This window comes from Iodobacter arcticus (assembly GCF_042664895.1).
Classification (GTDB): domain Bacteria; phylum Pseudomonadota; class Gammaproteobacteria; order Burkholderiales; family Chitinibacteraceae; genus Iodobacter; species Iodobacter arcticus.
In genome coordinates this window covers 62,306-75,131 of record NZ_JBHTBQ010000027.1, presented here as the reverse complement: position 1 = coordinate 75,131, position 12,826 = coordinate 62,306, and the positions used below count along the sequence as shown (strand labels likewise).

The window sequence follows — 12,826 nt, the reverse complement described above, 5'->3', positions numbered from 1 at the left end:
CACACGTTAAGTAACTTAGCTGCCAATTAAATGACGTGGCTGATTCATGCTAAAAACAGCACTTTGCTCTGATTGCGAAAGGTGTGCGTTTTTTGCAAAAATAAAGCGGCTATTTTGCAAGGCTTGAATAACCACCGGATCTGTACCCTCGATCTGCCATTTTTGCCCGCATTCCAAAATAACATCACGCCCATCGTGGCTAAGCCAGATTTGACCTGCAGCACAATGAATCCATGTTTTGATGGCCCGGATAGAAAATACTTCTGCGGCTTTTAGATGAGTAATTTGCATGATGCCCTCGACGTTCACCGAATTACATCACTATACGAGGGTTGATACTTTGCGTTTAGTCACAAACTGCCACTGATTTAATCGTACATATTGGCAGTTTATGCAATTGTAATGCTGAGTTTAAGTAGCTTCTGTGTGCTTCTGTCGCTCGCTATTTGGCTTCGGCGCATTCTTTTTCCTGATTATGCCTCTTGCTCAATGGACTCTGCGTAGATGAATTTCTTGAGTGCGGGATTTAGTTTTAGAATTTGTAGGGCGGGTGAAACCCGCGAGCGATGCCTAACAAATACGCGGGTTTCACCCGCCCCACGATATTTATAATGTTGTTGAGCAAGCGGCATAATTAGGTTCATTTTTATTAAGGTCTCGCAGCGTAGTTGTTCTAGGTGGTTCAATATTTGCGTTTTTCTTCGCCACGCTTTTATTTAAAAAACTCACTCGGTGCCACGCCAAACTGGCGTTTAAACATGGCGGTGAAGGCGCTGGGGCTGGCGTAGCCGGAATCGAGGGCGATATCAATCACGCGATCAAAGCGGGCCAAGCGCTCTAGTGCTTTTAATAATCGGGCTTGCCGTCGCCATTCGCCAAAAGTCATGCCGGTGCTTTTATTAAAGCGGCGTTGCAGCGTTCTGGCGTCCATCCCTATTTTGCTCGCCCAAGCACTGCTGCTGCGTATATCGTCGGGCGCGGCGAGTAGCTCGTCGCAAATCAGGCGCAGGGTTTTGTCTTCCGGCATCGGCAACACCATGGGCAAGGTGGGAATGCTGATGATTTCGTCGAGCAGCAGCCGGATAATGCGGCCTTCGCGGCTGTCATTGGGATAGGGCTGATCAAAATTTACCGCAGCTAGGATCAGTTCGCGCAGCAGCGGGGTGATGGCCAGCACGCAGCAAGGCAGATTGGGCAGGGCATCGGGGTGGATATACACCGTGCGCATTTCTACAAAAGCCAGCATATGCACCTCATGCCACACACCGGCAGGCAGCCAGATACCCCGGTTGGGCGGCACAATCCATTGGCCGTAAGGCGTAATCACACGCATTACGCCGCTGATGCCATAGAGCAATTGCGCCACTTCGTGCTGATGGCGAATGGTACTGGTGCCTGATTCGCGCTCGCCCGATTTACCGATCAATAGTGCATTGCCCAGCTCGCGGGGGGGGCCTAAGTTTTGAATTGTTGCTGTCATGTCGCTTTTGCAATAGTTATTGCCTTATCTGCGTAAGACAGGCGTGATTAATGACCTTAACATGCTTCTATAAAACAACAAAGGTAAATGTCATGACCACGGCAATGATGGAGATCAAGCCCGCGATCGAGGCCACGCGCTATCGCGTATTGGCGGCAATCAGCAGCGCGCATTTTTTAAACGATATGTTGCAATCCTTAATTCTGGCGCTGTATCCGCTGCTAAAAGGCAGTTATCACCTGAGCTTTACCCAGATTGGCTTGCTTACGCTCACCTACCAAATTACCGCGTCGATTTTGCAGCCGCTGGTGGGCAGCTTTACCGATAAGCATCCGCAGAAATTTGCGCTGGTGGTGGGAATGGGCTTTTCAATGTGCGGGCTGTTATTGCTTTCGCAAGCGTCCACTTTTGGCTTGTTGTTATTGGCGGCAGGGCTGACTGGCACCGGTTCGGCGATTTTTCATCCTGAATCGTCCCGTGTGGCAAGGTTGGCTTCGGGCGGCAAGCATGGGCTGGCGCAGTCTATTTTTCAGGTTGGGGGAAACGCGGGCAGTGCTTGCGGACCTTTGCTGGCGGCTTTGATTGTGATTCCGCTGGGCCAAGGCAGCTTAGCGTGGTTCTCGCCTGCGGCTTTATTGGCAATGGCAGTGCTTTGGCAGATCAGCATCTGGAAGGCACATCAGCAAAAAAATGTGAGCAGTAAAGCCCATCTTGCGATTCAGCCATTGCCGCAGCGCCAGACGCTCTATGCGATGGCGGTGCTGATTGCCTTGGTGTTTACCAAGTATATCTATATGTCTAGCTTTCATAGCTATTACACTTTCTATCTAATTGAGCGTTTTGCCCTCAGTGCGCAAGCGGCGCAGCTGATGTTGTTTATCTTCTTATTTGGTGTGGCCTTGGGGACGATTCTGGGCGGGCCGATTGGCGATCGGATTGGCCGCAAGCGGGTGATCTGGTTTTCTATTTTAGGCTCGGCACCGTTTTCGCTGGCGCTGCCCTATATGGATTTAAACGGCACGATTGCGCTGAGCTTTATTATTGGCGTGGTGATGTCATCGGCGTTTTCGGCGATTTTAGTGCTGGCGCAAGAGCTGCTACCGGGCAAGGTGGGCATGGTCTCGGGCTTGTTCTTTGGGCTTGCCTTTGGTGTGGCGGGCATCGGTGCTGCGGTGATTGGCAGCTTTGCCGATCAATATGGCATTGCCAGCGTTTACCACGTTACGGCGTTTTTACCGCTTGGGGGGATGATTGCCTTGCTCTTGCCTGATATGAAAAAGGTGCATTAGAACAGTTAATTGGAGGCTTAGTTAAGGCGAGCACATGGCTGCTTGAGCTGGGAAAGAAACATCGATCATTGAGTTTCACTCAGCCTAAATCATGATTTAGGCTGAGTGATGATGAGCTGAGCTTTTTTACTTAAGCTACTCAATGCCTTTTGATATGAGCCATCAATGAGCGTTTTAATTAGGTCTGTTTCGTGTAATTCAATATTAACAATACTAATCCAGTGAAAGCGCTGCATATAGCGGGCAGGTTTAATGCCCGCTTGATCGGTTAATTCTAGAAAACGCTCTGCCGCCACACGGATGCTAAAGCGCCATTGTTCTGGCTGGCTGGTTTTAAAATAGGCAAATTGCTTATCTCCAACATAAAAAACTAAAACATGAGAAGGGGCGGCAAATTCCTTTTCGCTTACTCCGGCAAGCGATCTGCAATAGTCTTTTGTGGCTTTGATATTCATGATTGGCTATCCAAGGATTGCCCGTTCTGCTTTGGGCTAGAAAACAGAACGGCTGATTAGGTAGAAATTAGAGGGCGGGCGAGGGTTTTACCGGCGCTAATTTCGCAGGGATATTCAGTAGCTTATCTACTGTTGTAAATTGATAGCCCTGCTTTCTTAGCTCAGGAATCAGGCGTGATGTGGCCATGATGGTGGGCTTACGGCCACGGCCACCGGAATCGTGCATTAATACAATTGCTTCTGGGTGGATATATTGCTTGATGACGTTTTCGATGGCGTTGCTGGCTAGCTCGTCCATTTTATTTTGATAAGTATGAAACCAATCGGCACTATCTACCGACCATAAAATGGCTTTCATGCCTTTATCCCGCAGACTTTTAATTTGGCTATCGTTTAAAAAGCCATAGGGTGGGCGCATCATACTGGGCTGAAACCCGACTACGTTTTGGTAGGCTTGCTGGGTTCTTTCAATCTGATCTTTCCACCAGACACCGTTTTCTTCCAGTTTGCTTAAATCGGGGTGGTTATAGCTGTGGTTAGCTAGCATATGCCCTTCGGCCAGCGCACGGCGCACGGTATAGGGGAACTGCTCAATCTGGCTGCCTTGCCAGAAAAACGTGGCTTTTACATTCTCTTTTTTGAGTAAATCAAGCAGGTCGGGGGTATCCAAGCTGGGGCCGTCGTCAAAAGTGAATGCAATTTCTTTACGCTCTCCCGGCCCTTCCAGAAAGTAAGTATCTGCAAATTCTTTGGCTTGTCTGTCTAATACTGCCGGTGGCACTTGCCCCCAGTTTTCCACAAAAGGCGTGCGTAGCCGGGGTGGTGTTTGCGCCTGAGCAGTGCCTACAGTAAGCAGAGCGCCCATCATCATGCTGATATATTTCATATTTGATCCTTTGAGTTGGGTTTTACGGGTAGCGCTTAGCTCAATCATGGGCTGTGCTGAATTTGTAGTAATACACCGTGGGCCGCAGTGTGCCATCGGGGCTGGCTGCATAGTCGGGGATTTCTCCCACTCGTTGCCAGCCTAGGTGGCGGTAAATGGTTTCTGCCAGCGAGCCTGCTTCCGTATCCAGCACCAGCAAGCTGCGCCCAAGCTGGTGTGCAAAGGATTCGGCGGCTTTCATCAGCAGGCTGGAAACACCCTGGCCACGGTGCTCGCTAAGCACAAATAGCTTTTGAATTTCGGCCCGGTGGCTGCCATTTTGCTTAGTGCAGATCGAAAGCTGTACCGATCCCACCACCTTGTCTTGCTCTTTTGCTACCCATAGATAAAGCCCATCATCCAGTGATAAGTAAACATGCTCCCAGTATTGCCTTGCATCCTCCGGGGATAGGGGCGCAAGAAAACCAAGCGATGCCCCGCCATGTACGGCATCGCTCAAGAGTTGGCACAAGCCTGTGAGCAAGGGCTGATCTGTAGAGCGGATTGCAGTAAGCGTGATCATGCTGATGGCCTGTGGTTAGAGCGACCTGATGATTAGATAATACAAATGGTCATGTGTGCTGCTCATGTTTAAATTCGGCTAAATAGCGTTGCTTTAATGCATTAAGGAGGCCATCTCGTTTTATTTTATTAAGCACACAATTCATTCGCCGCACAATAGCCGGATCAGCATGCAGGCTGGTTTGTAAAATAAAGAAGTAAAAAAATAGCTTATGTTTTTTAGATATAGCCATATCGACTCATCAAGTGCTAGCGCTGTACGATAGAAGAGGAGTGAGGTGTTTCTGATTAAAGCTTAATCAGAAAAATCATTCTGTACTGACGTATTTATAAAATATATTGCATGCTGGTGAGGCTAAGGTATTGGTCCCGGTAGATTGAGGCGATGATTATAAGGCGCGTGGGTTCTAAGAACACACGCGCCCTGGATACTATATTTTGACTAGAAACCACTTAAGCTGATTTGTATCTAATCTTAAAATAGCTATTTTATCCTGCAAAAATATTTTGCTCAAAAATAGTGCTGCATGCCTTAGCTGCAGCAGTTAATTTTTCTTTTAGCAATGATGCATTATTCGCGGTAAGTTGATCATAACTTGCAGCTGTTTTTTCATCATCTGATACATAAGTGCATGGAACTTGTGCAATTATTTTCCCATCTAGTGGATCAAGTAAACGGGCACGAGCACTGTAAATCACTCTGTAGTGCGTCCAATTAGTAGGAAAGTAGTTAAATGTCCAGCCCAGTGTTTTGACATCAAAGACTAAGCTGCCTGCCTCTACTGTCTTTTTTATTTCATTCGTTGAATCATCACTTAAATTAATAACCTCTTTGATTTCTTTTGATTTCAAGCGATCAGCTAGTTTATTTTTAAGCTCTTTGGTAAGCATCACTGCAGGGTCATCAATATTATTATTTTTAACTAGGTCATTGCCCGCTGAAACCATAGCAATTACGCCTAAAACGCCAAACATGGCTTTTTCGGGCGTAAACGCAATAAAATCAGGTTTTTCATAGTTAACGGTGGTTAACGTTTTTCCATTGATTGAGCTTATTTTTTCAGGTGATGCTTTGATTATTTCAACAGATGCACAACCCGTCATCATAAGCAGAGAGATAAGAGCAGCTAATTTCTTCATTAAAATTTCTCGTAGGGGTTAGACAACTTAGTTATTTTTTAGAACATTGTCATTATTTCATTTTTTGAGTTACTAAAGATTACTTTTTAAAAAATTATTTTTTAAATCATGCTGAGTTTAAGTAAGTAATTTTTTTGTAACAAAATTTCTATTACACGATATCGCCGCAGAAAAAAAAGCACGGCTAAGCGTGCTTTTTTGTAAATGAATCAAGGTCTTATTTTTATTTTGAATTTTTATCTAATTCAAGGTTTAATCAATTTTCAATAAAAAACTCAAATGGCACCAGTAGCTCCAGCTCTTCAGGTCGATCGGCGGGGATGCGGGGGAGGGGGGCTGCGCGGTTGAGGGCTTCCATGGCGGCCTTGTCGAGCGCAGGCACGCCAGAGCTGCGTTCTAGCTTGGCCGAGAGCACTTGCCCTTCGCGATTAATCAGAATACGCAAATAGACCACGCCCTCAAAGCCGCGCATACGGGCGGCGGTGGGGTAGCGGCGAAAGCGCTCTAGGCGGGCAAGCACTTTGCCTTCCCAGCTATTACTGCCGCCGCTGGCTTGTTGCTGAGAGGCGGGAGGGGCTGCCGGGGCTGCGGCGATAGCTGCGGTTTTATTGAGCGGGCCCACTTCTTTACTGCTGGCTTGCTCGCTGGCTTTTTTCTCAGGCTGGGCTGAGGCTGAAAGCGTTGATTCGGCCAGCGTTTTGCTCACAATCTGCTCACTCGGCTGAGGTATGGCCTTGGGTGTGGGCTTGGCTTCTTTGGGCGCTTGTTTGGCCGCTGCCTGGCTGACGTGTTTGGCTTCGGTTTGCTCAAGTGGGATGGCAGGCGCTGCGGCTTGCAGCAGGGTGACTTCCATTTTTTCGCTAGCAAATTTGGGGCTGACTGGTGTACTGGCCCAGTTGCTTACAAAATAGCTGAGCAGGCCCATATGTAGCAAGAGGCTGATGACAAGGCTGCGTTTTAAGCCTTGCTCTACTGATTGTTGAGTACAGGGAGTGGCGGTAGGTTTTGCTTCATCATTTGCCAGATTGGGGCGGCGGATGATGTAAATGGCAACCATAAGCTCGCACAGGGCGACGCTTGCCACGGCCCATTTGGGGACGGGGGAGAAGGCTAGAATGATCAGCCCCAGCAACATGCCGAGGCAGGCCAAAATTTTAGCCCGCTTCGGTATAGCACGATGCTCCCGCCAGGCGCGAAGCGACGGGCCAAAACGCGGATGCTGCAGCAGCCATTGTTCAAGACGTGGTGATGATTTGCTAAAGCAAGCCAGTGCCAGCAGCAAGAAAACAGTGGTGGGCATTACGGGTAAAAATGCACCGATAATACCCAGCAGCACCATTAAGCCACCAAGCACAAGATAGGCCCAGCGTAATGGCGCATGCAGTCCGCGTTGATGCATTAATACACCTGATCTAAATGGTTGTTCATGCGGGTGAAAGCGGCTTTGGCACCGGCTACTGCGCGTGCTTCTTCGGTTGCGCTTAAGGCAATGCCATCAAGTACCGCTACAAATTCGCGCCAGTTTTTAGCGCGCCCTTCTGGCGCTCCGGCTAAGTGACGAGCGCCAAACTCTTCGGACAAGCCTAAGCTTGCCGCCATTTTTAATAAAATAGCCGCGCCAAGTTTAGAGCCTTCGGTGACATACATCCAGCCCAAAGCGGTGGGAATATCTTGAGTATGCTCAAGGGCGGGCAAAGTATCGTGTTCCGGCAGGCTACGTTCTAAGTCGGTGATATCGGCAGCAATGCGATCATAGCGGCGGCGCTCGGCTAAGTCAGGAAAAAGAGCGGCCAGCTGCGGGTTGTCATAAAGCGGATCGCAATCACGCAGAAAGCCATACTGGGCAATCAGAAAGCGAGCGTAATTATCACGGTTTGCAAAAGGCTTATTGGCCATGATGCGCTTATCCAGCTGATCGTGTGTGTCAGTTGTTAAGGCTTTAAGTTGTTGGGTACGGCTTAATTCGGCAACAGCATTCATAGTGGTTTGTTTACTCTAGTCATAAAGGTTGATTAATATTTAAAAATTGATGCGGGGTGTGGCGGCTTTTATGGCGTATACGCATTAAGTTAGTTATTTGTCAGAGCGTTGCCACATGTTTGCAAACATTGAATCATTGTAGGGCGGGTGCAACCCGCGTATTTATTTAGCATTGCTCGCGGCTTGCATCTGCCCTACAAAATTGATGAGCGTTTAAGCTCGCCTAGTGGAAAGCTCGTCAATTAAGCAGCAAAGCGTTTTAAAACTTCATCCCTACAGACAAGCGTACGGTGCGTCCTGGGCCTGGCATCAGGCTAAGTGAGAGCGGATCGAGGTAGTAGCGATCGGTGGCATTGTCGATAGTCATATCGACTTGGGTATCGGCGTTGATTTTATAGCTGGCAAACAGATCAACCAAGCTGTAAGGCAGGGTTTTGATTTGTACTGCTGAGCCACTTGAATATTGCCAGGTTGCGTCTTTTTCTGTGGTGTTTAATGGGCCGCTCACATAGCTGGCACGCAAACCCATCGTGAGTTTTTGATCCAGTAAACGTGCACCGAAAGTAGCATTGGTACTGATTTTTGGTGGAATCATATTGCTGACATAGGATGAGGTGAAGCCAACTGGCGAGCAGTCAGGCGTTGCACTCATATTGGGTATGAATTGGGCTTTAGTGCGTAAATAGCCTGCCATTTTTGAATCGCAAATCATGGCTTTATGATTTAGTGTGGCGGCTAATTCACCAAAGAAATCACCCCTGTCGTAAGACGATTGCAGCTCAAAGCCAGAAACGCTATAGCTATCTATGTTTGCCATAGAAAAATTCTGCTCCCACGCTTTTTTGCCTGATATTTGTACGCGAGTAATGTAGTGATCGGTGGTGTTATTAAAGTAAGCCACTTTCAGACGCAGCTTATCGTCTGCGGTAAATACGCCATCTTTAATAAAGCTAATCCCCGTTTCCCAGTTTTTGCTGTGCTCGGGCTCTAGCGGCGAAGAGAAGGTGGCCGAGAATCCGAGGGTAGATTCATACAGGCTAGGCATGCGCAGCCCTTCGGTGTAGCGCAGATAGCTGCTGATATTATCGCTAAGCTTAAAGCTCAGGCCAAACGCAGGCGCAAAGCCGCTGCCTTCACGCTCAATAGGATCGGTGCGGCTAAAGGCGCCGGGGATATCGTTGTGATAAACCATATCGTCGACGGAGGATTCGTGAACTTGGCTGCTACTGATTTCTACCGGATCCTCGTCTTTGTCATGCTCTAGAACAATTTTGCTGGCTTTAAGCGGGTTTGTTGCATCGCTAAACTGGCCGTTTTGATCCTGATGCCAGAGCACTGTACCGATCCGATCATTTTTATCGTCATATAAGCTAATACGCTTCCAGCCTAGCGGCTCTTTGAGCTGGGTGGCGGTGACATTGCGATCCTGGCTGCGATAACGTAAATAGCGGCCACCGGCTTCTACAGTCAGCCAGTTTGTGGGCTGCCATAGCATATTAAGAAAGGCGCTTTCCTCATTACGCGTGCCGCTGCGCAAGGTGCGGTTGTGGTTTAAATCATCAATATCTATTTTTACGCTATCAGATGGGGCGATATCTTCTTTTTGTAGTGAAAACCCATAGTTCAGGCTAAAAGCACCGTAGGCGCTATCAAAGCGTGAGGTATTGCTTAAATCGGCACCATAGCGCTGCGATTGGTTTTTAGCCAGATAGAGTGTTTCTATGCATTGCTCGCATTCGTGATCCCAGCTGGTGGGCTTGCCCTCGTGCGGATTACGGAAAACATCACCGTTGCGGGCTGCGCTTTCCATGTCGGTATACCATAGATTGGCTTTCAGGCTAATCAGCGGGTTGTCAGTTGGCTGATATTTATAGCGTGCGGTCCAGGCATCGGTACTGACTTCGCTCGGCTTCCATTGCTTAATAATACCGGTGTTATTGCGCAAGATTTGCGAAGGCATAATTTCGCCATAAGCACTTTTAAAATAGCGGTAGCCCAGCTCTAAGGCTTGGTCGTCGCTTAAGTTGATGGTGGTTTTTAGCAGGGCGGAATCGGTGGTGTTTGAGGTATTGAGCACCTCATCGCCAGCGTGATAAAACTGGGTGATACCGTCATCTTGACCCGATTCATCGATATTTTGATAGCTGTTAAAGCCGTTTTTACCCGCAAAGTAATTGCCGATACTGCGATGGCTGATGGCGGCAACCAGATCAAAATAGTCTTGCTTGGTGGCGTAGGCAAGGCTTAAAAAGCCACTGCGTGGGTCCAGCAGATTGTTGCGATCGGTGCGGGGTGTGGTTTCAAAATCAGTGGGTGCTTCCTTGCTATTGTCTTGCAGGCCGGTGCGGATTCTAAAACCGCTACGCTCACCCGGCTTTAAAATGTCTTCGCTGCGCAATGTTTGCATGCTGACCAAGCCACCAATCGCCCCCGCGCCTTCAACGCCCATACTTGGGCCTTTGGCGATATTGATCTCACTGATTAGCTCTGGATCGATATAGCTGCGGTCGGCAATCCCTGCGTAGCCGCGGTAAACCGTGGATGCTTGCAAGCTGCCATCAATGAGCACGGGCACACGGCCTTGGCCTTGCATGCCACGGATATTCACATCCACCGCGCCGCTATTCCTTGCATCGCCTACCACCACGCCGGGCGTGCCCTTAAAAATATCGGCGGGAGAGCTGCCTCGAAAGCGATCAATATTTTCGCGGCTGATATGCGCCGACGAGCCCGGCTTTACATAGGGGCGATCGCTGGCTTCGATTTGCTCATCACTTAAAAACGCCGTTGCCGCGCCGCTGACTTTTACCGCGCCAATGGCAACGGCCTTATCAGCTTGCGGCTCCGGCTTTAAAACAATCGTGCCATCGCTATTTACTTCGGCGCGCAAACCACTGCCGCTCAGTAATTGGCGCAAAGCATCGCGCACGCTATATCGGCCTTTGAGCGCAGGGCTTTGACGACCTTCTGTGAGTTTGGCATCAACCAGTAAAACCATGCCTGCTTGGCGAGCCAGCTCATTCAGTGCATGGCTCAGTGGTTGAGTACTAATATTAAATTCTGCGGCAGCAGGCTGGGCTGCGTGGCTGGGCAGTGCTGCAAAAGCCAAGCTAAGTGCCAAAATCAAAGGACGAAGCGCAGTGCGGCGGGATGATTTCATGGGTTTCTACTCTCTCTCATAGATGATTTTAAGAATCATTCACAAGTAAAACGAATGAAACGCCGATACCCTGATGTGTTGGGGAAAATATTTTTAAATAGGAATGTGTAGGGTGGGCAGGTTGTTATGCCCACGCGCATCAATAGACCCTAATGAGCTAAACCTTGAACCACAGAGTCATCGTAGGGTGGGTTAGGCTGCTCTTGGTGGTTCTTAAGGACGTTGATTTATTTCGGCCGCGTACCCACCGTGACACTACGCTACGGTGGGTTACGGCCAAGAAGCAGTTTTATCATTATTTAGCATTTCAATTGGCCTAACCCACCCTACGAGGGAGGAGCCGCACTTTCTATCTGCCCGCTATTCACACGTACCGGTAAAACCTGCGGCAGAGCGGTGGTGAATTGTTTGAGTTTGCTCACTTCAAAGCTGCCGCTAATGCGTAATTTAGCAAGGCTTGGGGTGGCAAAAGAGAGGCCGGTTGGGGTGTAGCGCTCAAATTCGGCCAGTGCGTCGGCCAGCGTAGTGTTATCAAAAGTCAGCCGCCCTGTTCGCCAGCTGGCCACCGCTTCGGGCACGATATGTTTAATGGCCAATAAATCACCCGCTGCCAGATTGATGGCGTCACCTGCTTGCAAAATAGCGGTTCCGCTGGTTTGGTCTTCACGCTGATTAAATGCAGTGACGCGTACCTTGCCTTCCTTCACCGCTACATTGACTTGCTCGTTAATATTGCGCACGGCAAATTGCGTGCCAAGCACAGTAATACGGGCGTGGTTCGTTAGCACATGAAAGGGTTTTTCAGTGTCTTTGCTGACATGAAACATGGCCTGACCATGCAGCAAGCGCACCTCGCGCCGATCACGATAGAGTGCAACGTGCAGCTTGCTGCCAGTATCGAGCTCTACCTTGCTGCCATCGGGCAGTGTTTGCGAAATAAACTGGCCACGGGCTGTGGCAAAGGTGTGTTGATAATCGGCTTGCTGCCGATCAAACCACAGCAAGCTGCATACGAGTACCACCATCGCACAGGATGCAATCGCCACAGATGGCAGTGAATTGCCAAGGCGCTGCCAGCAGCGGCTCCAGAATGAGGGTTCAGAGCGCGTGACAAGCTTGGCACGTACATCACGGCATAATTTGTTGGTTTGGCTGGAGGAGAGTTGATTAAGCATCGCATCCACGTCCATCATTTCTGTCCATGCGATTTGGTGGCTGGGGTGGGCTGCCAGCCACTGCTGCAATGCAATTTCGCCAGCTTGATCGAGGCCTTGTTCTTGCTTGAGCAGCCATTGAGCCGCTAGATAATCCGTGCTCATTTTCCGCTCTTGCCAGAGTCGCCATTGGACCGCTGGATAGTTCTTGCCCGCCGTCATTTTCCACCTCGCGCGGCCATGCCTTTTTTGCAGCTCACCATGGCATTAATAATGTGTTTTTCCACCATATTGATCGAAATCCCCATTTGCTTAGCAATTTCGGCATGGCTTAAGCCATCAAATTTATACAGCACAAAGGCTTCTTTGCTGCGGGGGGGCAGGGTATCGATTAGCTCAAGCAAATGGTTCATAGATTGCCTGCCCGCAGCGCGGTGCTCCGGCTCGTCGGCGCGCGATGCGGCCAGCTCGAGCTGTTCATAATTATCGTATTGGCGCGATTTATTCTGCCGGTATTGATCAATCACGATATTTTTAGCGGTGGTATAGAGCAAAGCGCCTAATGCGCCATCGCTGCTGCTTTCTGCCTGCTTGCTGGCTAGTACGCGCGCATAAGCCTCTTGCACCACGTCCTGTGCCTTATCGCGGCAGCCGATGGAACGGGAAATAAAGTGATGCAAATCGTGATAATAGCGCTCAAACACCGAACACAACCTAAAGC

The 12,826-nt window shown here is 49.1% G+C and carries 13 protein-coding genes; 1 reads left to right on the top strand and 12 read right to left on the bottom strand.

Features of this window, described 5'->3' with window-relative positions; genetic code table 11:
* Positions 1-15: 15 nt before the first annotated feature.
* Both ACFQNF_RS13145 and ACFQNF_RS13140 read right to left on the bottom strand, forming a co-directional pair.
* The gene (locus ACFQNF_RS13145) at positions 16-291 is read right to left on the bottom strand and encodes a DUF2917 domain-containing protein (RefSeq protein WP_380188404.1); all 276 of its coding nucleotides are present in this window, start codon (positions 289-291) and stop codon (positions 16-18) included.
* A 421-nt stretch (positions 292-712) separates the two neighbouring features.
* Positions 713-1,480 carry an AraC family transcriptional regulator gene (locus ACFQNF_RS13140; RefSeq protein WP_380188403.1) on the bottom strand — a complete coding sequence of 256 codons (768 nt, stop codon included), beginning with the start codon at positions 1,478-1,480 and terminating at the stop codon, positions 713-715.
* Positions 1,481-1,572: 92 nt separating this feature from the next.
* On the opposite strand from ACFQNF_RS13140, the gene ACFQNF_RS13135 reads away from it, so the two are divergent.
* Positions 1,573-2,769 carry an MFS transporter gene (locus ACFQNF_RS13135; protein ID WP_380188402.1) on the top strand — a complete coding sequence of 399 codons (1,197 nt, stop codon included), beginning with the start codon at positions 1,573-1,575 and terminating at the stop codon, positions 2,767-2,769.
* A gap of 89 nt (positions 2,770-2,858) precedes the next feature.
* Here ACFQNF_RS13135 and ACFQNF_RS13130 read toward each other — a convergent pair whose 3' ends face one another.
* The 10 genes from ACFQNF_RS13130 to ACFQNF_RS13085 form a co-directional block, all read right to left on the bottom strand.
* Positions 2,859-3,224, bottom strand: a complete 366-nt coding sequence (locus ACFQNF_RS13130; RefSeq protein ID WP_380188401.1) for an MmcQ/YjbR family DNA-binding protein — start codon at positions 3,222-3,224, stop codon at positions 2,859-2,861.
* Positions 3,225-3,291: 67 nt separating this feature from the next.
* Positions 3,292-4,110, bottom strand: coding sequence for a polysaccharide deacetylase family protein (locus tag ACFQNF_RS13125; protein ID WP_380188400.1), 819 nt, complete (start codon positions 4,108-4,110; stop codon positions 3,292-3,294).
* Positions 4,111-4,150: 40 nt separating this feature from the next.
* Entirely contained in the window at positions 4,151-4,672 is a 522-nt protein-coding gene (locus ACFQNF_RS13120; RefSeq protein ID WP_380188399.1) for a GNAT family N-acetyltransferase, read from the bottom strand.
* A gap of 49 nt (positions 4,673-4,721) precedes the next feature.
* Positions 4,722-4,904: a hypothetical protein gene (locus tag ACFQNF_RS13115; RefSeq protein WP_380188398.1), complete on the bottom strand. Its 183-nt coding sequence runs from the start codon at positions 4,902-4,904 to the stop codon at positions 4,722-4,724.
* A gap of 256 nt (positions 4,905-5,160) precedes the next feature.
* The gene (locus ACFQNF_RS13110; RefSeq protein WP_380188397.1) at positions 5,161-5,811 is read right to left on the bottom strand and encodes a hypothetical protein; all 651 of its coding nucleotides are present in this window, start codon (positions 5,809-5,811) and stop codon (positions 5,161-5,163) included.
* Between the two features lie 256 nt (positions 5,812-6,067).
* Complete coding sequence (locus tag ACFQNF_RS13105) at positions 6,068-7,210, bottom strand: TonB family protein (protein ID WP_380188396.1); 1,143 nt, start codon at positions 7,208-7,210, stop codon at positions 6,068-6,070.
* Complete coding sequence (locus ACFQNF_RS13100; RefSeq protein ID WP_380188395.1) at positions 7,210-7,791, bottom strand: biliverdin-producing heme oxygenase; 582 nt, start codon at positions 7,789-7,791, stop codon at positions 7,210-7,212. Before ACFQNF_RS13100 ends, ACFQNF_RS13105 begins: the two co-directional genes overlap by 1 nt.
* A gap of 259 nt (positions 7,792-8,050) precedes the next feature.
* Positions 8,051-10,951, bottom strand: coding sequence for a TonB-dependent receptor (locus ACFQNF_RS13095; protein WP_380188394.1), 2,901 nt, complete (start codon positions 10,949-10,951; stop codon positions 8,051-8,053).
* 326 nt (positions 10,952-11,277) lie between these two features.
* Positions 11,278-12,270: a FecR family protein gene (locus tag ACFQNF_RS13090; RefSeq protein WP_380188393.1), complete on the bottom strand. Its 993-nt coding sequence runs from the start codon at positions 12,268-12,270 to the stop codon at positions 11,278-11,280.
* 53 nt (positions 12,271-12,323) lie between these two features.
* Positions 12,324-12,809, bottom strand: coding sequence for an RNA polymerase sigma factor (locus ACFQNF_RS13085; RefSeq protein ID WP_380188392.1), 486 nt, complete (start codon positions 12,807-12,809; stop codon positions 12,324-12,326).
* Positions 12,810-12,826: the final 17 nt, after the last annotated feature.